This is a genomic window from Chitinophagaceae bacterium (genome assembly GCA_007695095.1).
Lineage (GTDB): Bacteria > Bacteroidota > Bacteroidia > Chitinophagales > REEL01 > REEL01.
On sequence record REEL01000102.1, the window covers coordinates 26,454 to 47,157 of the forward strand.

The window sequence follows — 20,704 nt, forward strand, 5'->3', positions numbered from 1 at the left end:
TAAAATTTGATATGGAGCAAGATAAGTTATACCGTAATGTCATAATAATAATATCGATAGCAATTCCACTTGTTGTTACCCTGCTTTTTTTTACAAAACCTCCTGACATTGATTTGGGAATCAATATGACAATTTTTCCTAAATTTCATGCTATTCTAAATTCATTAACAACTTTGTTACTGCTGAGTGGATTGTATTTCATCAAAAAGAAAGATATACTGAAGCATAAATCTTCTATGTTCGGAGCCTTTATCTTATCAGCAGTTTTTTTGGTTTCGTATGTAATTTATCATTCTTTAACTGAATCTACACCATACGGAGGAGAAGGAACTATTCGATATATTTATTTTTTCATTTTGATTACTCACATTATTCTTGCAGCAGGTATACTTCCTTTTATATTGTTTACTTTTTACAGAGCCTTGATTAAGGATTTTGATAAACATAAAAAAATAGCCAGATGGACTTTACCTTTATGGCTTTATGTTACTATTACCGGTGTGGTAGTTTATTTTATGATAGCCCCCTATTATTAATAACAGAATAAGCAACTTACACATATAGAATGTAAGTCTTTATATATCATTCATTAATTTTTGTAGTTTTACACCATAACTAAAGTCTTACAATGGGTTTTTATGATGATTTAAAAGATTTACCATCGGATGATAAGAGTAAGAAGCTTAAGAGAATTATTAATTCTACCTTATGGTCTATAATTTCTCTAGGATTAGCTTTTGCATTTATACAACTTGTACAAGTATTTTTATATGATTTGGTAAATATTAATTCACGCCTTAACTTATTCCAAAACGAGTATATTCGAAGTGCAGGAGATAATTGGCGCCGAGCTTACATATTGCTGATTTACGGAACCCCTCAGGTATTTCTTTTTATTGTTGGTTTTATTAGTTACGCTTACTTATGGTACAATTCTTCTGTATTTTCTTTCATCAGAGTATTTTTACTGTGGTTTAGTTTCTATTCTTTGTCAATATTTTGTTCTTATTTGTTTTTTAGCTCTATCGGTATAGATACTTACCATTCAATATTTTATTATGGATTTAGTATTATAGCAGCCTGGCTAAATTTACCGGTCATATTTATGATAGTATTCAGTATAGTCGGAGCCGCACTGGCTGTATTTTCCGGTACCTTACTATATAGAGAGTATATAAAATTTTGTTATAGTTCTCGTTTGGCCAATAATCGAAAAGGCAGATTGCGTTGGCTTGTAGAAATAATGGTCTTGCCCTATTTTTTTTCTATACCGTTTTTTATATTATTCATGGATGATATCAATCATTTCTTTCTCTTGCTAGTTCATATTTTTCCGGGATTTTTGATAATATTGGGCGCAATTATAAAAGCTTACAGTGATGCAGAAGCTGTGAGGGCAAAAAAAGGAGATGTCCTATCAACTCGTTTAGTAACTTCGATTATTGTTTTTATAGTTTTTACCATAGGTATGCTTGCCTTATTTACTAATTGATTTGAAATATTTTGGTGAACATTTTTTAATCTAAAACATTAAATAAAAAAGATTATGTGGAAAGAAGAAAATAATGAATTAGTTAAAGAATTTGAATTTGATGATTTCAGAGCGGCATTCGCATTTATGACTAGAGTTGCCTTTATAGCAGAAGAGCTTCAGCATCACCCAAATTGGCAGAATGTTTATAATAAAGTTACTATCAGACTATCTACTCATGATGCAGGTAATGTTGTCACAGACAAAGACAGAAAGCTTGCTAAAGAAATTGATCGGTTACAGTAATTCATTTTTCAAAAAAGTAGCCGTGTGAGATTCTTTGGATTTGGCCACTTCTTCGGGAGTGCCTTGGGTAATTATTCTACCACCTTTATGACCACCTTCAGGTCCAATGTCTATAATATGGTCAGCAACTTTTATGACATCCATATTATGCTCAATTACAATAACGGTATTCCCCAGAGAAGCAAGCCGCTGTAATATATCTAAAAGCAGCCTTATGTCTTCAAAGTGCAGACCTGTAGTAGGCTCATCTAATATATATAATGTATTGCCGGTGTCTTTTTTACTTAATTCAGTGGCGAGCTTTATTCTTTGTGCTTCACCTCCTGAGAGAGTGGTAGCGGATTGGCCAAGAGAAATATAACCCAGTCCTACATCTTTTAAAGTCTTTATTTTTGAATAAACTTTCGGTTGATTTTCAAAGAATTCAGAAGCTTCATCAACAGACATGTTTAGTACATCGCTAATTGACTTTCCTTTAAATCTGACCTCTAAGGTTTCTCTGTTGTATCTTTTTCCAAGGCACTTTTCACACGGAATTGAAACATCAGGTAAGAAATTCATTTCAATGATTTTTACACCTGCTCCCTGACATTCCTCACACCTGCCTCCTTTCACATTAAATGAAAACCGGCCAATCTTGTATCCGCGTATTTGTGCTTCAATTGCTTTTGCAAAAAGTTTTCTGATATCTGTAAAAACCCCTGTATAGGTTACGGCATTTGACCTTGGCGTTCTGCCAATTGGGGATTGGTCAATTTCAATTACTTTATCGATAAAATCAAGTCCCTTTATCTTATCAAAAGGAAGTGCTTTTTGCTTACTATTATATAAATTTTGTCTGACAATGGGATACAGTGTCTCATTGATTAAGGACGATTTTCCACTACCTGATACTCCTGTAATACAGGTAAAGGTACCCAAAGGAATATGCAAATCTACATTTTTAAGATTATGACCGGTTGCTCCATATAAGCTCAGTTTATTTCCGGTCCCTTTTAATCTCTTGCCCGGAATCTTAATAGATTGCCGACCGGATAGATAATCGGCCGTAAGACTATTTTCTTTAATAAAATCTTGAGGAGTCCCTTTTGCTACTATAAGTCCACCTTTTTTTCCGGCACCCGGCCCTATATCTATGATATAGTCAGAGTCCATCATTATATCTTTATCATGCTCAACCACTAAAATTGAGTTATCCATATCTCTGAGTTGTTTCAGCGCCTGAATGAGTTTTACATTATCCCTTTGATGAAGACCAATACTGGGCTCATCAAGTATGTAAGTGATTCCTGTGAGCTGAGAGCCTATTTGTGTGGCTAATCTAATTCTTTGAGATTCACCGCCCGACAAACTTTTGGCAGGTCTGTCAAGTGTCAGATAGTCCAAGCCAACTTCAAGTATGAAACTCAATCTGTCATGAATTTCTTTTATAACTTCTTTCCCGATTAACTTTTGCCTTTCAGATAACTTTCCCATGAGTCCGTTTATCCATATCTGCAATTCAGAAAAGTCCATTTTAACAACTTCGTCTATGCTTTTTCCGTCTATTTTAAACCAAAGTGCCTCTTTTTTTAGTCTGCTGCCATTGCATTCGGGACATACTTTTTCTTCCATAAAGTTTTGCGCCCAAATTTTCAGATTGTCAGATGATGAGTCGTAAAAACAACTTTTAAGCATCGGATAGACTCCCTGGAAATCTGAATTACGGGTAACTTCATCGCTCAGAATTTCCGCATTTTCAGGTTTGACCTCATGACCGTATAAAATTTTATTCAAAACCTTATCAGGTAGCTCTTTTACAGGGCTGGATAAGCTGATTTGATATTTTTTGGCAATATTTCTCAGTTGCTGAAAAACATAGTTTTTACGAAGTTCACCTATAGGTGCAATTGCTCCTTTATTAATTGACAAATTCTCATTGGGAATAATTTTTTCAGGATCTATAGCGTAAGTAAAACCAAGACCTTTGCAATTTGGACAGGCACCGTAGGGTGAATTGAACGAAAAATTATTGGGAGACGGTTCTTCAAGCGAATGTCCACTTTCGGTATCCATGAGTTGATTAGAAAATCTATAAACATTCTCGGTTTCATAATCCACAATCATTACCTTTCCTTCACCCATTTCAAAAGCAGTCTTTAAAGAACGACTTAGTCTGTTGTCATCTTCTTTTACTTCAATGCGATCTATTACCGCTTCTATATCGTGTGTTTTATATCTGTCAAGTTGTAAGCCGGGTTTCACATCTACAACTTCACCATCAATACGGGCTTTGACGAAGCCTTTTTTTAAAATTCTTTCAAAAAGTTCCCGGTAATGACCTTTTCTTCCAAGAATAAGAGGTGCGAGAATAATGATTTTCTTTTGATTGAAATTAGTGCGAATGTGGTTCTCCATCTGCTCAAATGAAAAACGTACCATTTTGTTTCCATCGGGAGTAATTGCCTCAGCAGTTCTTGCATATAGTAATCTGAAAAAATCATAAATTTCTGTAACCGTTCCTACTGTTGAGCGGGGGTTTTTACTGGTAGTTTTCTGATCAATGGATATAACTGGACTTAAACCGGTGATAGAGTCAACATCCGGCCTTTCCAAACCACCAATAAATTGTCTTGCATAGGCACTGAAACTTTCAATATATCTTCTTTGGCCTTCAGCATAAATAGTATCAAAAGCCAGAGAAGATTTACCACTACCACTAATTCCCGTAATAACAACTAATTGTTTTGAAGGAATCTTAATATTTATATTTCTTAAATTGTGTTTTCGGGCACCTTCAACCTCTATAAACTTTAGAGTGTCTTCAGAAATATCAAGTGTTTTTATGTATTTGGCAGCTTTTGTCATAGGATTTTAAACAGATACAAAGAAACAAAATTTAATCGGGATTGGTTTATAATTTCTATAGTTGTGATATAATTTAAAACTACCGGCAAGACAATTTTTAAATCCTTCACAATTTGTATCTTTACAACCGGATATAAAAGCAATATCTTAAAAGATAAAAGAGTTTTAAAAACAATTAATTTTCCATAAAGGCAGCATAAATCAGCCGATTTCGCTAGAAAATATGGAACAGACTTAAAATACGAATCCGAAATTCGGTGAAAAAAATCGTTATAAAGCGCGAATGAATTATTTAGAAGGTTTAAATGAAATCCAAAGGAATGCAGTGAGCTGTAGTCCTAAATCTCCCATGATGATAATAGCCGGGCCGGGTTCAGGAAAAACCAGAGTCTTAACACATCGTATTGCATACCTGATTGATCAGGGTGGCATTGATGCTTTTAAAATTCTGGCACTTACTTTTACCAACAAAGCTGCTAAAGAAATGCGGGAACGTATTTTTAAAATGGTTGGAAGCGAAGCTAAAAATATTTGGATGGGGACTTTCCATTCGGTTTTTTCAAGGATACTTCGCATTGAAGCCCATAAAATCGGCTATGATTCTAATTTTACAATTTATGACACCACAGATTCCAGAAGCTTGATTAAAACAATCATTAAAGAAATGCAGCTGGATGAAAAAATGTATAAACCTTCAAGTATACAATATAGAATTTCCAGCCTTAAAAATGATTTAATTACACCGGCCCAATATGCAAAAAATACCATGCTCATTACGGAAGATGAGATTAATGGTAAAAAACGATTTGCGGAGTTATATCATAATTATTGTAAACGTTGCAAGCTTTCAGGGGCAATGGATTTTGATGATTTACTTTTAAATACACACATACTTTTAGAGCAGCATCCGGATGTTCTTCACAAGTATCAGCATAATTTTGATTACATTTTGGTTGATGAGTATCAGGATACAAATTTTGTGCAATACAGCATCATTAAAAAATTGGCGGCTGTGCATGAAAGGATTTGTGTGGTTGGTGATGATGCTCAAAGTATTTATTCATTCAGGGGAGCAAATATTAATAATATTCTAAATTTCCAGCAGGACTTTTCTGAGGTGCAGATTTTCAAGTTGGAACAAAACTATCGATCTACCCAAAAAATAGTAAAGGCTGCAAATGAAATTATTGAGAATAATAAAAAAGGTTTAAAAAAGAAAATATGGACGGATAATGAATCCGGAGAGTCAGTACATATTTTCAGGTCTCCCTCTGATAATGAAGAAGGTCGTTTAGTTGCCGATGGAATTTTTGATTTGAAGCACAGAAACCATTTCAAAAATAATGATTTTGTAATTCTGTATAGAACAAATGCTCAGTCAAGGGCCTTTGAGGAGTCTCTCAGGAGAATAAATATTCCTTATAAAGTTTATGGCGGAACTGCTTTTTATCAAAGAAAAGAAATAAAGGACTTGCTGGCCTATCTTAAATTAGTCGTAAATCCATATGATGAAGAAGCTTTAAGGCGAGTCATTAATTTTCCTGCCAGAGGTATAGGTCAAACTACAATTGAGAAAATTTCTATTTCAGCAAATGCTTATGATATCAGAATTTGGGACATTGTTAAAGAAATATATGAAAATCCCGGAAATGTAAACTTTCGATTACCACCGAAAACCTTAAATGCAATTACAGGATTTTATTCCATGATAAAAGATGTTCAGCAACAGCTTGAAAAAAAATCAGCTTATGATTTAGCGTTCGATATTGCCAAAAGATCCGGTTTGTTGAAATTATTGAATGATGATAAGTCTGTAGAAGGAATCAGTAGGTTTGATAATGTTCAGGAATTACTGAATGGTATAAAAGAGTTTTCTGAGCAGGATGAAGTTTTGGAAGGCGAGGTTGCTAAAACAGATAAAAGTCTGGTTACCTATCTTCAGGACATCACCTTATTGACCGATATGGACACTGCTGATACTGAAAGCGATCATGTAAAACTAATGACTCTTCACGCAGCCAAAGGACTTGAATTTCCTTGTGTTTTTATAGTTGGAATGGAAGAGTCTTTGTTTCCATCCATGATGGCTATGAACAGCAGAGATGATTTGGAAGAAGAAAGACGATTGTTTTATGTTGGCGTTACCAGAGCCGAAAAACATTTATTTTTGAGTTATGCCACCTCAAGGTATCGCTTTGGAAGATTAGAGTTTCAGGAGCCCAGCCGATTTTTAAGTGAATTGCCGGATGAAATTGTTTTTAATCATGTAAAGCAAAAAAGTGTTAGCACTAAACCTAAACCGGCTACTCCACAAAACGGCCAGTTTAGAAATCCGCCGGTCAGGACTTTTGCCAAAAAGAATGTCTCTCCCGAAGCAGCATCTGATTTTAAAGCAGATGATCCTTCTAAGCTACAAGTTGGAATGGACGTTGAGCACCTGAGATTTGGAAATGGAAAAATTCAAAGTATAGACGGGCAGGATCAAAATAAAATTGCCACTATTTTTTTTAAAGAACACGGACAAAAGAAAATCATGTTAAAGTATGCTAAATTGCGTATTTTTAACCGTGATTATTTATAGAAATAAAATAATAATTTAATGGAAAATATGGATTTAGAATATAATACCGGAAGAAATCAACTGGTATTCAGAGAATATGGAAGAAATATTCAGAAATTAATTGAATATGCAATTACCGTAAAAGATGATAAAGAACGTCAACAAGTTGTTCAATACATTATAGATTTAATGGGGCAAACAAATCCCCATTTACGAAACGTAGAAGAATTCAGACACAAACTGTATGATCATCTTTTCATCGTATCCCGCTTTAAACTGGATGTTGAGTCTCCGTACCCGATTCCTACTGAAGAGCAATTTGCGATAAAACCGGCACCAATACCTTATCCGGTTAGAAAAATGAACTACAGGCATTATGGCCAGTTTGTTGAAAAAATGATTAAAAAAGCACTTGAAATCGAGGATGATGAAAAACGTCAGGCTTTCACTCATGTGGTGGGGAATTATATGAAGTTAGTCTATGAACAGTGGAATCAGGATACTGTTAATGATATAATTATCAGGCAGGATCTGGAAACACTCAGTAATGGAAAATTATCTATTGATGACGATGTGATTTTAAAGAAATCTAATCTTACTAAAAAGCCAAAAGCAAGAACGACTCCTTCTTACAGAAAGCCTAAGGGGCAAAATAGAAACTTCAGCGGAGGCGGTTTTAAGAAAAGAAAAAAATCCTAAAAAATATATAATATGGAATTATTTCAGGTAGAAGGTGGCCATAAGTTAAAAGGTGACATCATTCCTCAGGGAGCAAAAAATGAAGCACTTCAGATTTTATGTGCGGTTTTATTATCTCCTGAAGAAATTACTGTTTCAAACGTACCGGACATCAGGGATGTAAATATGTTGATTAGTCTGTTACAAGATTTGGGCGTGGAAGTCAGTAAAAAGGCAGCAGATACTTATAGCTTCAAAACAGTTGATGTGGATATGGAATATCTGCAGTCAGAGGCTTTCGTGAAAAAAGCCGGCAGCATACGGGGAAGTATAATGATTGCCGGACCAATGCTGGCGAGATACAAAAAAGCATGGCTAGCCAGACCGGGTGGAGACAAAATTGGAAGAAGAAGGCTTGACACTCACTTTATCGGATTACAGGAGCTGGGAGCTAAATTTGAAATTCAGGAAGAAAGACAACTCTATCATTTACATGCCGATAGTTTAAAAGGGAAATATATACTACTTGATGAAGCCTCTGTAACCGGAACAGCCAATATTGTTATGGCAGCGGTTATGGCTGAAGGAAATACTACTATATTTAATGCTGCTTGTGAACCTTATTTACAACAGCTTTGCAAAATGCTTAATAGCATGGGTGCAAAAATCAAAGGTGTAGGGTCGAACCTTTTAGAAATTGAAGGAGTAGAAAAGTTAGGTGGTTGCTCACACCGAATATTGCCTGATATGATTGAAATAGGTAGTTTTATGGGGTTGGCGGCCATGACAGAGTCCGAAATTACTATCAAAAATGTAAGCTTTAAAGACCTTGGACAAATCCCGGCTACTTTTGGTAAGCTTGGTATTTCTTATGAACTCAAAGGGGACGATATTTATATCCCGGCTCAGGATTCTTATGAAATTCAAACCTATATAGACGGTTCTATTTTAAATGTTGCAGATGCTATTTGGCCCGGATTCACACCTGATTTGCTAAGTGTTGTGCTGGTCGTAGCTACTCAGGCAAAGGGGAGTGTTTTGATTCATCAGAAAATGTTTGAAAGCCGATTGTTTTTTGTGGATAAATTAATTGATATGGGGGCTCAAATAATCTTATGTGACCCTCACAGAGCTGCTGTAGTAGGCTTAAATAAGCAAACACCTCTGAGAGGAATTTCTATGACTTCGCCCGATATCAGAGCCGGAGTTTCGCTTCTAATTGCAGCCATGTCTGCTAAGGGAGAAAGTAAGATATATAATATCAATCAAATTGACAGAGGATATCAATATATTGATAAGCGACTTAATGCTATTGGAGCCGGTATAAAAAGAATTAAAGAATAGTTTATGTCAGAAGTAAAAAAACATAAAACATATATTCAAACCCGTTTTGGGGATTTTGATATGCTCGGGCATGTTAATAATGCCAGATACCTAAGTTATATGGAAGTTGCCCGTATAGATTTCTTTAATGTTGTAATTGGTGGGGAAGTAGACTGGAAAAAAGAAGGTATTATTCTGGCAAAAGCAGAAATAGATTTTTTAAAACCGGTACTCATAAATCATGAATTGTATGTAAATACTTATATCAGCCGGTTTGGTACAAAATCTTTTGATATAGAATATGATTTTTTAATTGAAGAAGAGGAAAAAAGTCAAATAGTTGCTAAAGGAAAAACCGTGATGGTTTCATTTGATTTTACGAAAGGGCAATCTATTTCTGTTCCGGAATGGTGGATTAAAAAAGTAAATAACTTTCAGGAAGCTACAAACTAAACTACCTTAAAAAATCGTAGAGATATTGGAAAAGAAATTTCCATGTAAAAATAATTTCAACAATGAAAAAGTTTCAATTGCTTAAAAAAACACTTTTTGTTTTTTCAATAGTGGGATCACTTATGATGCTAAAAGCTTGTGGCTTGTTCCAATCTGATGATACGCTAACAAATGGTTCAGAGGCCCCTGAATTTGTATTGCCGGATATACAAGGTGATAGCGTTGCCTTGTCAGATTTGAAAGGGAATATCATTTTATTGGATTTTTGGGCTTCATGGTGTCAGCCTTGCAGAAGAGCACATCCAAAGCTGGTAGAAGTATACGATCGGTTTAAAGATGCAAAATTTGAAAGAGCAAACTCATTTACCATTGTAAGCATTTCCATTGATGAACACAGAGATCGTTGGCTTCGTGCAATTGAAGAGGATAAGCTCTCATGGCCTCATCATTTAAGTGATTTAAAGGGAAATCGTTCTGAAGTAGCTGCACTTTATAATGTTCGCAGCATACCCGCTTCATTTTTATTAGATCATAATGGAGTAATTATAGGTGTTAATCCGGATAAAAATGAATTGATAAGGCAATTGGAGTGGCGTTTAGCAATAAACTGACAAATTGTCTTAATTTTTGGATGGCAAGGAATTTGATTGGTTAATGAAAAAAATATTATTTGTTTTTAAAAATAATAATGAAGATGACAGAAAAAGAGCAAGAAAACATGAATAATGAGGAAGCTAAGGACACTTCTCAAAATGAAAATATAGAGCAAGATGTTAATGAAGAATCACCTGAGAATACTACTGTTGAATTAACTCCTGAAGAAGAAATAGAGTTGCTGAAAGCAAAAATTGAAGAGCAAAAAGATAAATACTTAAGACTTTATGCAGACTTTGATAATTTCAGAAAAAGGACAGCTAAAGAGCGTTTACAGTTAATTGATACAGCAACTTCTGAGATTATGACAAGATTACTTCCTGTTATAGACGATTTTGAGCGTGCTGTTGTATCAAATGAAAAATCTGATGATGCTGACCAAATAAAAGAAGGAATGCACATAATTCATAAAAAACTAACCACTACTCTTCAGTCTCAGGGTTTGGTTAAAATGAAAACCGTTGGGGAAGATTTTGATACAGATAAACATGAAGCTATTACAGAAATTGCGGCCGGAAAAGATAAAAAAGGAAAAGTAGTTGACGAATTAGAAGGAGGATACTTTTTAAAAGATAAAATTATCAGGTTTGCAAAAGTGGTAGTAGGAAAATAGTAAAAAATTATGTCTAAAAGAGATTATTATGAGATACTGGGAGTATCTAAAAGTGCTACAGCAGAAGAGTTAAAAAAAGCATATCGAAAAGTAGCTTTAAAACATCATCCGGACAGAAATCCGGGGGATAAATCAGCTGAAGATAAGTTTAAAGAAGCTGCGGAAGCCTATGAGGTGCTCAAAGACCCTCAAAAACGAGAGCGTTATGATCGTTTTGGTCATGATGGTGTTAAAGGTCAGGGTTTTGGTGGCCAGGGTCAGGGTATGAATATGGAAGATATTTTTTCCAATTTCAGCGACATCTTTGGTAATGATGATCCTTTTGAGGCATTTTTTGGAGGTGGCAGAACTAGGTCTTCATCAAGGAGAAGAACCGGCAGAAAAGGAACTAATTTAAGAATCAAAGTAAAGTTAGGTCTTAAAGAGATAGTTGAAGGTGCCAGAAAAAAACTGAAAGTAAAAAAACTAATTGTTTGTCAGGCTTGTAACGGCTCGGGTGCTGAAAATAGTGCAGATGTTGAAACTTGCCCTACTTGTCATGGTTCAGGTCAGGTCCGAAGAGTAACTAATACGATCTTAGGGCAAATGCAGACGGCAAGCACTTGTCCAAGCTGTCATGGCTCCGGAACTATCATCAAAAACAATTGTAAGGCATGTAGCGGAGAAGGACGTATATACGGCGAAGAAATGGTAGAAGTAGATATACCTGCCGGAGTATCTGACGGCATGCAGCTTTCATTAAGTGGCAAAGGAAATGCCGGTGAAAAAGGTGGTCCTGCCGGTGATTTGATAATATTAGTCGAGGAAACTCCTCATGAAGAGCTTATGCGTGATGGGATTAACATTATTTACCCGCTACATATTAGTTTCATAGATGCCGTTTTAGGAACTTCTGTTGAAATTCCTACAGTAGAAGGAAAAGTAAGAATAAAAGTACCTCCGGGAACCCAAAGTGGAAAGATTTTTAGACTGAAAGACAAAGGGATACCCAATATTAATAACCCTTATGAAAAAGGAGACTTATTGGTCGATATGAATGTATGGACCCCAAAGAAATTGTCTCCTGAGGAAAAGGAGCTTTTAGAAAAACTAAAAGATTCTCCAAACTTCAAGCCTATGCCTAACAAACAGGAGAAAGGCTTCTTTTCAAGAATGAAGGATTATTTTTCTTAGGTTGTTTTTCAACACAAAATATTATCGCGTAAGAAAAAAAGGAGATTTTATAGACAATAGCTCCTAACGTCTGAAAAAACCGTATTTAAATATGCAATAAATAGCCCTGAACCCGTCTTTCCAGTTTATGTGTTTCCCTTCCTCATAAGTTCTTCCATAATATGATATACCTACTTCATATATTCTAATTCCGGGAATTCTGGCAATTTTTGCCGTAACTTCCGGTTCAAAACCAAAGCGGTTTTCTTTCAGTTTTATTTTTTTTATTATATCAGTTCTGAAAAGTTTGTAACATGTTTCCATATCTGTCAGGTTCAGATTGGTCATCATATTTGATAAAAATGTTAAAAACTTATTCCCGATTGAATGCCAGAAAAACAAAATTCTATGAGGGTTTCCACCCATAAACCTTGATCCGTAAACAATATCGGCACGACCATTTAAAATAGGGTTCAGTAAAATAGTGTATTCATCAGGGTCATACTCCATATCTGCATCCTGAACAATTAGAAAATCACCTTCTGCTAATTCAATACCCTTACGAATAGCAGCCCCTTTTCCTTTGTTCACTTCCTGTCTGAAATACCGAATTAGAACTACGTCCTTATGCTCCGCAATAAATGTATTTATAATTGTTTCTGAATTATCTGTCGAACAATCGTCTATAATGATAATTTCTTTGGAAATGTTTTCGGGTAGTTTAGCTTTAATGATCTTCTCCAATATTTGGTGAATTGTATTTGCTTCATTATAAGAAGGTATAACTATGCTCAATTTTTTCATTGGAAAATCTATTTAGAATTTTAAAGCGTAAACGGCTATTTAAAAAGGATACGAAAGGTGTTTTAATTTTTTCATTAATAAAAACAATTGTATTCAAAACTTACAATTAAGAATTAGCTCAAAAAGAAATTGCCGAATACTTCCACAAATTTGCGATTTTTTATATAAAATAAATTGATTTTTTTCAAAAACTAAGGCTAAATAAAGATAAATACTAATTTTGTAACTACATATGCTGTCAAATACAAGAGGAATTTCAGCCGTTTTAACATGGCTATTTATTATTTGGGGTAGTTTAAATTTGTTTATTTTAAACGGATATTTCTCGCTTTGGGATCAGGATGAATCTGCTTATGCAGGTTTTGCTCTTCAAATGATAGAGACCGGCAACTGGTCAATTCCTGAATTTCTTTGGTCGGAGCCACACAGAAAAACCCCCTTCCATTTTTGGACTATTGCAGTCAGTTATAAAATCTTTGGAGTAAATGAATTTGCCGTTAGATTTCCGGGAGGTTTGGCAATTATGCTAACCTGGTTGTGTACCTATTTTATGGGCAGGCGGGTTTTTGGCCATCAGGCTGCGGTAACGGCTGTATTGCTTTTGTGTGCTTCATTATTTTTGCCCCATCTCGGAAAAATTTCTGTGACAGATGCTGTTTTGTTATCCTGGCAAACCATGGCAGCCCTCGGGATTATATGTTTTATGCATGAGCCAAAAAAAAGATGGCTGTTTGCAGTTTGGTTGGGGGTTGCAGGAGGTGTAATGACTAAAGGCCCGCCGGTTTTGATGTTGGCAGGGGGCATGGCTTTTATACTGCTGATTTTTCATCCAAATCGCTGGAGATTGTTGCGACTGCATCCATGGTTTTTTCTCCCTCTTGCATTGCTTCCTCTTTATTTTTGGGGTAGACAGGCATGGCAATATGATGATGGTGTTTTTGTAATGTGGATGCTTGACTGGTATATACTGGATAGGGCAAAAGGTGGTGTTGCCTTTGGGCAAACAGGTCCTCCGGGATACTTTTTAGCACTTTTTATTTTATCATTTCTCCCTTTTTTACCCCTGTTTTTTAAGTCCCTTGGAGTAATGTTGAAAAAAGGAGTTTTCAATTCCAGGCGCAACATTAATTATCTTTATTTCTTTGCCTGGTTTGTCCCCTCCTGGTTTTTATATGAATTCATTCCCAGTAAACTACCTTCATATGCACTTGCCGCAATGCCGGGAATAGCCCTTTTAATGGGCTACTATTTACAAAATAGCCGTTTTTTATATGAGCTGAATTCTACATCCAACAAGCTGTTTGCTTCTTTTGGATTACTTTTAGCAATAGGAATTGCGATTGGTTTGCCTCTGGGGTTAAACTCTGTCATAGATATCGGCTTTCAGCCTTTGTTATATTCAGCCTTAGGAATATGGTTACTGTTTTCTATCCTTCAGTTGGTTTTTATTTTCAAAAAGAAAGCATTGATGTGGTATCAAAATGGAATGATTATAGGTTTGTTTTTTGTTAGTGTCGGTTGGTTATTGGCAGTTCCATTATTAGAACCTGCACGTTCTGCTACTAAAAAGGCTGCTAATGTTGTTATAGATAAACCAAATATTGAAAAAGTATATTTAGATATTCCTTATCCACTGCCTTCTTTGCCTTTTTATTTGCACACCAAGAAAATCTCATATACAGACATAAGGCATGAAGCCGGTTTTGAAAATTTCACTACAGCAGGTCATGCATGGATTACAGATTCTGAAAGATTTCAGGAAAGGAAAAATTATCTTACAGAAAGTGTTGTGCTGCAAAATTATGACACATATGAGATAGATGGATGGATCTCTGATAAAGGACGATGGCTGACATATATAGTTGTAGTAAAGAAATAAACCAGACAAATGAAAAAGGCTGAGTTGAATTATGTAAAAAAAGGGAAAGGGCCGGTGATGCTGCTATTGCATGGTTTTGGTTTTGATGGCACTGTGTGGGATATGATGTTGCCGGAGCTTAGTGAAACTTTTACTTTAATTATTCCGGATATGCCGGGATTTGGAAATTCTGACTTGCCAAAAGATAAACCCTTAACAATCGATTCAATAGCTGATAAAATTGATGAAATAATAGAAATTGAAAAAGTAAAAGAGTTTACTTTTACCGGTCATTCAATGGGCGGCTATGTAGGTTTGGCTTATTTAGATAAGTTTCCTCAAAAGTTAAATTATTTGGCATTACTAAATTCTCATGCATTTGAAGATAGTGCAGATCGTGTCGGTAACAGGAAAAAAACTTTGGAATTTATTGAGAAATATGGAAGCAGACCATTTATAAAGGAGTTTTACAAGACAATTTTTCACGCTGATTTTAAATTAAATTTTCCTGAAGTTTATGATAGCTTATTGAAAAAATCATCATCAATACCGGCTGAGAGTCTTATTTGCTCTACAAAAGCCATGATAAACAGGCCTGACCGAACTACAGTTGTCCGGAAATCTAATGTTCCATTGTGCTTGATTCTGGGCGATCAGGACAAATTTATGATACTGGAACAATGTGCTAAAATGGCAGAGTTAGCAGATTTTACTGACTTTCATATTTTAAAAAACTCAGGGCACATGGGATTGCTGGAAGAACCTACAAAGGTTTCGGGAATTCTGAAAAAAACTTTAAATTTTCAAAAGAAAATTCATTAAACAGTACATAAAATCTAATAAAACCACTTAATATTTAGCTAACTTTGCCCGTCATTTAGCCTTTATTTTTAAGCAAAAAAAGCATTTGAAAATGCAATTTTCAGGTGGATATAAAGAAGAAAGCTCATTCAAAACCTAAATAAATTAAGCACATGAATAGTATTTTGAGCTTACAGGAAGTCTCGAAAATTTATGGAAATGAGAAAATTTTACATAATATTAGTTTAGAAGTTCCCGAAGGAAATCTTTTTGGATTATTGGGACCGAATGGTGCAGGGAAAACCACACTTATCCGGATTATTACGGATATAATTGGCGCAGATGCAGGTCGTGTTTTTATAAAAGGAATTGAAAACCCTAAAAATAGACAGACTTTAATCGGATATATGCCGGAAGAAAGGGGATTGTACCGAAAAATGAAAGTCGGAGAACATTTGATTTATCTTGCAAGATTGAAGGGTTTGAGCTCAAAGGTAGCAAAGGAGCGAATTCATTTTTGGTTAGAAAAGTTTGAAATAGAGCAGTGGTGGAAGAAAAAAATTGAAGAGTTGTCCAAGGGTATGCAACAAAAAATACAGTTTATAGCTACAGTTGTACACGACCCGGAAATTTTAATACTGGATGAACCTTTTTCAGGACTTGATCCTGTAAATGCCAGTTTAATACGAAAAGAAATATTTGAACTAAAAGACAAGGGTAAAACTATCATTTTTTCAACGCACCGAATGGAGCAAGTAGAAGAAATATGTGAAAAAATTGCACTCATACATAAAGGAGAGAAAGTTTTAGAAGGCAAAGTGAGTGATATTAAAGAATCTTTTAAAGAAAATATTTACAAGCTTGAATTTGATTCAGAAAACCTTCCGGCTGTTTCTGAAAATGATGTATATGAAGTGATTAATCAGAATCATAATACAGTAGTTGTGAAAATGCCGGCAGATAAAACATCTAATGAATTGATTAGATTTTATCTGGATAGAGGTATGGGGATTAAATCATTTAATGAAATCCTCCCGACTATCAATGAAATTTTTATAAAAAAAGTAACCGAAAATTAGATGGAAAAAATACGCTTAATCATTTTTCGAGAATTTTGGACAAGGGTGCGAAAAAAGTCGTTTATTCTAACTACAGTACTTGCTCCATTGGGGTTTGTCTTGTTTTTTATAGCTATTTTCTTTATTAGCGCATACTCTATGGAGAGCAGACAAAGGGTGGTGGTTTTAGACGAAAGTAATTTTTTTAAAATGAAAATTCCTGATGGTCAGGGTTTATATTTTTTCTTTCAGGATACCACTCTTACCTATCTGGAAGAAAATTATAAAGAGATGGGGTTTGATGGAATTTTGTATATCCCGGAAATCAGAAATTTGCAATTCCCTGCAGGAATAGTTTATCAATCGGAAAATCAACCCGGAAGACAAACTATATCATATATAGAAAGGCGCTTAAGTGAGCGTTTGCGGGAAGTTAAAGTAGAACAAACAAATATTGATAGTGAGATTTTAAAGGAAATACAGGCAATTTCTGTTTCTGTAAGTCCCCGGGTGATTAGTGCAGCAGGCACTAGGGAAGCAAATACCATAGTCGCCACCGCAATAGGATATATAATGGGTTTTGTGATTTACATAGTCTTATTTGTTTACGGTACCATGTTGATGAAAGGTGTTATGGAAGAAAAAACAAATCGGATAGTAGAAATTATAGCATCTTCTGTAAAACCTTTTCAATTAATGATGGGTAAGATAATCGGTATTGGATTGGTAGGTATCACCCAATTTGTATTGTGGGCCGTATTAATTACCATTGCCAATGTATTTTTAAGTCTGGCATTTTCAGGGAGTATATCCTCACTCGATGAAATAGCCGGCCCATCAGCTGCTGCTGAAGCCAGCGGAGTAAATCCGGATCAGGTAATGGAAACAATTGCTGCTGTTAGAGATTTACCTTTGCTCAAGATCGGACTGACTTTTATCTTTTATTTCATTGGCGGATATTTGCTTTATGGAGCCTTGTTTGCTGCAATCGGCTCAGCTACTAATGATGACGGAGATTTACAATCTTTGACTTTCCCAATTTCTATTCCTATTATCATCTCAATGGTTATAATGATGTCTGTGGTGTCTGCACCGGATAGCCCCTTAGCTTTTTGGTCATCTATGATTCCGCTATCCAGTCCTATTATTATGCCTGCCAGAATAGCATTCGGGGTTCCCTTATGGGAAGTCTTGCTTTCAATGAGCTTTTTAATTGCCGGCTTTGTATTTACAACCTGGTTCGCTTCAAAAGTTTATCGAACCGGAATATTAATGTATGGTAAAAAAGTAACTGTCAGAGAACTATTCCGCTGGGTATGGTATCGTTAGAGAAAAATATTAAAAGAATAGCAGCCGTTGATTTAGGTACAAATACTTTTCGGTACCTTATTGTGGACTATGATACTGTTAGTCAATCTAAAACAGTAATTGCCGAAAAGGAAGTTTTTGTGAAAGTGTTTGAAAAAAATAGTCAGATAATCACTGATGAAAAATTAAAATTGGCCGAAGAAACATTAAAAAACTTTAGCAATGATTTTAAGAAGTATAAAGTTGATTTTATTAAAGCGATTGCCACTGAAGCCTGGAGAAGTGCTGAAAACGGTATGCACTTTATAAATGAAATAAAGAAAAGTCTTTCGCTTGAAATAGAAATTATTGACGGGCAAAAAGAGTCAGATTATGCTTTTCAGGCGGTATGCAGTTTGTTGGATGATAATCACCAACCTTTTTTATTAATGGATATTGGTGGAGGGAGTACAGAATTTGTTTTTTTTGAAAATAAAAAAATATTATACTCGGTAAGCTTTCCTATTGGCAGCTCTAAAGTGAAAAATAAGTTTCCGTTTAGTGATCCTCCAAAGTCGAGTGAAATTGCTTATTTGAAAGGCTTTTATCAAGATTCCATAACTGATTTGAAATCAATTTCTATTCCGGAGAATGCATCAATTATAGGTTTGTCCGGTGCATTTGAAACTTTAGGAAGCATTATGAGTAAAGATAAATGCCCGCTATTATTAGAAGTGAAAAAAGAAGATTTTACTGCAGTTACAGAAGATGTGCTGGCTAAAAATCCGGAAGAAATTAAATTAATTCCGGGCATGCATCCTCTTCGTGCAGATTTAATGCCTTATGCATTGTTACTGATAGAAGTTGTCATGCGGCAATTTAGTATAAAGTCTGTATTTTGTACGACAGTTTCATTACGAAATGCTTTGGCAGATGAAATGGCGTCTGAAAAAGTAAATAGATTATGAAAAATAAATGGGTAGGATTGTTTTGGGTTTTAGTCTGTTACCTAGTAGCTTTATTAGCGGCTGTTTTAAGCGTAATGTATTTGCCTTTTGAAAGTCCGGTTTATAAAGCTTTAGCTGCAGATATAATTGCAACTGCTGCTGTTTTTGGCTTTAGTGTAATTTTCAGAAACGCCAGTTTTTATGATGCTTATTGGAGTGTCGCTCCTGTATTTATTGCATTATATTGGAAATATTCATTCGGTGGGATGGAATGGAGTATTCCGGAAATTGTTTCTTTTTTAGTGATATTAGTATGGTCTGTAAGATTAACAACAAACTGGTATAGGGGGTGGGAAGGACTTTCTCATGAGGATTGGAGATATAAGCAGTTAAGAGAACAAACAGGGAAATCTTATCCTCTAGTAAACTTTTCGGGCATACACCTATTCCCTACATTAATTGTATTTGCAGCATGTCTGCCTTTAATTTCAGTTTATACATCTGACGCCATGTCTTTAGATCTTGTAAGTGTTTTTGCAATAATTACAGGATTAGCAGCTGCTGCCATTCAATGGTTTGCTGACGAACAAATGCGTGCCCACAGGGCTAAAAAACGCTTTACAAACAAAAAAGAGATTATTGATACCGGACTGTGGAAATACTCCAGGCACCCGAATTATTTTGGGGAAATACTTTTTTGGTTTTCTATACTTCTATTTGGAATATCAGCCGGAAATATGGAATGGTGGATGTATAGTGGCATAATATGCATGATATTGTTATTTGTTTTTATCAGTATTCCTTTGATGGAGAATAGAATGTTGGTTAAATATCCTCAATATATTGTAGAACAAAAACGTAAGTCTGCTTTGATTCCATGGTTTAAAAACGACTAAAATTAGAGGTCACTATCACTTTTATTTTTTTCAACAAAGCTTAGAAATTCATCAACATTGTTAAATACAAAAGAATTGTCAGGAACGTTAACATTTGCCTTTTCTATATTTATACCTAAATAAATAATTTTCACATCCGGAAATTGAACAGACAATTTATTTATATATGATTGTATGTCTTCAGCGCAGGGAGTTGTAGTAATTGAGCAAACCATAAATTCCGGGCTATGTATGTCACAAACCCCTCTTAGGTCATTTTCAGGTACACTGCAGCCAAGGTAAATGACTCGATTATGTCTTGATTTTAAGATGTATGCTGAAAATAAAAGATTTAACTCATGTTGCTCTCCCTCAGGACAAAATAGTAAATATTTTTTCACACCTTTACCACTTGGGTTTATATGACCATCAACTGCGACTATCAACTTTTGTCGAATGAGGTTTGTCATAAAATGTTCCTGAGCCGGGTTTATGCTACCGGCCATCCACATTATTCCAATTCTTCGTAGAAAAGGGTAAAGAACTTTAACCACACAGTCTTCAAAACCATGCCTCAGGATACAGGTATTTATGGTTTTTTCAAATTGCTCCTCATCCATATCAACAAGAGTGGTGGTAAGGGTATTAATTATATTAGTAGAGTCACATTTTACATTTGAGAACTTTAATACCTGAGTAGAAATTTCATCATCACTCAGTTTGGCAATTTTTGATATTTTAATACCGTTTTCTTTTAAGAAAGCAATGTTAAGGACTTTTTTTAAGTCATTGTTGGTGTAATACCTGATATTTGTTTTAGTTCTTGAAGGATTTAGGATATTGTAACGTTGTTCCCAAATTCTTATAGTATGTGCTTTTATCCCGGTAATTTGTTCCAGTTCCTTAATTGTATATTTAGACAAAATTTATTTTTTTTTAATAAACAATTATTTACGTGCTATTGTTTATAATTGTTGCTCTCAAAGTTAAACAAAACAACCTAAGGTATGGTAGCAC

Annotated in this window: 19 protein-coding genes; 16 read left to right on the forward strand and 3 right to left on the reverse strand. The window is 35.0% G+C overall.

Features of this window, described 5'->3' with window-relative positions; genetic code table 11:
• The first annotated feature begins 11 nt into the window (after positions 1-11).
• The 3 genes from EA412_06455 (at position 12) to EA412_06465 (ending at position 1,777) form a co-directional block, all read left to right on the forward strand.
• Entirely contained in the window at positions 12-536 is a 525-nt protein-coding gene (locus tag EA412_06455; protein TVR79437.1) for a DUF420 domain-containing protein, read from the forward strand.
• Between the two features lie 92 nt (positions 537-628).
• Positions 629-1,492 carry a hypothetical protein gene (locus EA412_06460; protein TVR79438.1) on the forward strand — a complete coding sequence of 288 codons (864 nt, stop codon included), beginning with the start codon at positions 629-631 and terminating at the stop codon, positions 1,490-1,492.
• A 54-nt stretch (positions 1,493-1,546) separates the two neighbouring features.
• Positions 1,547-1,777, forward strand: coding sequence for a pterin-4-alpha-carbinolamine dehydratase (locus EA412_06465; GenBank protein TVR79439.1), 231 nt, complete (start codon positions 1,547-1,549; stop codon positions 1,775-1,777).
• On the opposite strand, the gene uvrA is transcribed toward EA412_06465, so the two are convergent.
• On the reverse strand, positions 1,769-4,624 hold the full coding sequence (uvrA, locus tag EA412_06470) for an excinuclease ABC subunit UvrA (protein ID TVR79440.1): 2,856 nt from the start codon (positions 4,622-4,624) through the stop codon (positions 1,769-1,771). The two genes, EA412_06465 and uvrA, sit on opposite strands and share 9 nt — an antisense overlap.
• A gap of 283 nt (positions 4,625-4,907) precedes the next feature.
• Between uvrA and EA412_06475 the strand changes: the two genes are divergently transcribed.
• The 7 genes from EA412_06475 to dnaJ all read left to right on the forward strand — a co-directional run bounded on the left by EA412_06475 (position 4,908) and on the right by dnaJ (position 12,078).
• Entirely contained in the window at positions 4,908-7,205 is a 2,298-nt protein-coding gene (locus tag EA412_06475; GenBank protein TVR79441.1) for an ATP-dependent DNA helicase, read from the forward strand.
• Between the two features lie 18 nt (positions 7,206-7,223).
• Complete coding sequence (locus EA412_06480; GenBank protein ID TVR79442.1) at positions 7,224-7,883, forward strand: DUF4290 domain-containing protein; 660 nt, start codon at positions 7,224-7,226, stop codon at positions 7,881-7,883.
• A gap of 12 nt (positions 7,884-7,895) precedes the next feature.
• Positions 7,896-9,206: a UDP-N-acetylglucosamine 1-carboxyvinyltransferase gene (murA, locus tag EA412_06485; GenBank protein ID TVR79443.1), complete on the forward strand. Its 1,311-nt coding sequence runs from the start codon at positions 7,896-7,898 to the stop codon at positions 9,204-9,206.
• Between the two features lie 3 nt (positions 9,207-9,209).
• Complete coding sequence (locus tag EA412_06490) at positions 9,210-9,638, forward strand: acyl-CoA thioesterase (protein ID TVR79444.1); 429 nt, start codon at positions 9,210-9,212, stop codon at positions 9,636-9,638.
• Between the two features lie 62 nt (positions 9,639-9,700).
• Positions 9,701-10,249 (forward strand): TlpA family protein disulfide reductase, encoded by a 549-nt coding sequence (locus tag EA412_06495; GenBank protein ID TVR79445.1) that lies wholly within the window; start codon positions 9,701-9,703, stop codon positions 10,247-10,249.
• A gap of 77 nt (positions 10,250-10,326) precedes the next feature.
• Positions 10,327-10,905, forward strand: a complete 579-nt coding sequence (gene grpE, locus EA412_06500; protein ID TVR79446.1) for a nucleotide exchange factor GrpE — start codon at positions 10,327-10,329, stop codon at positions 10,903-10,905.
• A 9-nt stretch (positions 10,906-10,914) separates the two neighbouring features.
• Positions 10,915-12,078 (forward strand): molecular chaperone DnaJ, encoded by a 1,164-nt coding sequence (gene dnaJ / locus EA412_06505; GenBank protein TVR79447.1) that lies wholly within the window; start codon positions 10,915-10,917, stop codon positions 12,076-12,078.
• Positions 12,079-12,141: 63 nt separating this feature from the next.
• Here the strand turns inward: dnaJ and EA412_06510 are convergent, their stop codons facing one another.
• On the reverse strand, positions 12,142-12,861 hold the full coding sequence (locus EA412_06510; GenBank protein ID TVR79448.1) for a glycosyltransferase family 2 protein: 720 nt from the start codon (positions 12,859-12,861) through the stop codon (positions 12,142-12,144).
• Positions 12,862-13,093: 232 nt separating this feature from the next.
• On the opposite strand from EA412_06510, the gene EA412_06515 reads away from it, so the two are divergent.
• The 6 genes from EA412_06515 to EA412_06540 all read left to right on the forward strand — a co-directional run bounded on the left by EA412_06515 (position 13,094) and on the right by EA412_06540 (position 19,708).
• A complete protein-coding gene (locus tag EA412_06515) occupies positions 13,094-14,740 on the forward strand; it encodes a glycosyltransferase family 39 protein (protein ID TVR79449.1) in 1,647 nt (548 codons plus the stop codon).
• A gap of 9 nt (positions 14,741-14,749) precedes the next feature.
• Entirely contained in the window at positions 14,750-15,541 is a 792-nt protein-coding gene (locus EA412_06520) for an alpha/beta hydrolase (protein TVR79450.1), read from the forward strand.
• Between the two features lie 152 nt (positions 15,542-15,693).
• Positions 15,694-16,599, forward strand: coding sequence for an ATP-binding cassette domain-containing protein (locus tag EA412_06525; protein ID TVR79451.1), 906 nt, complete (start codon positions 15,694-15,696; stop codon positions 16,597-16,599).
• Positions 16,600-17,907, forward strand: coding sequence for an ABC transporter permease (locus tag EA412_06530; GenBank protein TVR79452.1), 1,308 nt, complete (start codon positions 16,600-16,602; stop codon positions 17,905-17,907).
• On the forward strand, positions 17,895-18,833 hold the full coding sequence (locus EA412_06535; protein TVR79453.1) for a hypothetical protein: 939 nt from the start codon (positions 17,895-17,897) through the stop codon (positions 18,831-18,833). Before EA412_06530 ends, EA412_06535 begins: the two co-directional genes overlap by 13 nt.
• On the forward strand, positions 18,830-19,708 hold the full coding sequence (locus EA412_06540; protein ID TVR79454.1) for a DUF1295 domain-containing protein: 879 nt from the start codon (positions 18,830-18,832) through the stop codon (positions 19,706-19,708). The genes EA412_06535 and EA412_06540 overlap by 4 nt, the downstream gene beginning before the upstream one ends.
• A gap of 2 nt (positions 19,709-19,710) precedes the next feature.
• Here the strand turns inward: EA412_06540 and EA412_06545 are convergent, their stop codons facing one another.
• Entirely contained in the window at positions 19,711-20,610 is a 900-nt protein-coding gene (locus EA412_06545; protein TVR79455.1) for a MerR family transcriptional regulator, read from the reverse strand.
• Positions 20,611-20,704 lie beyond the last annotated feature (94 nt).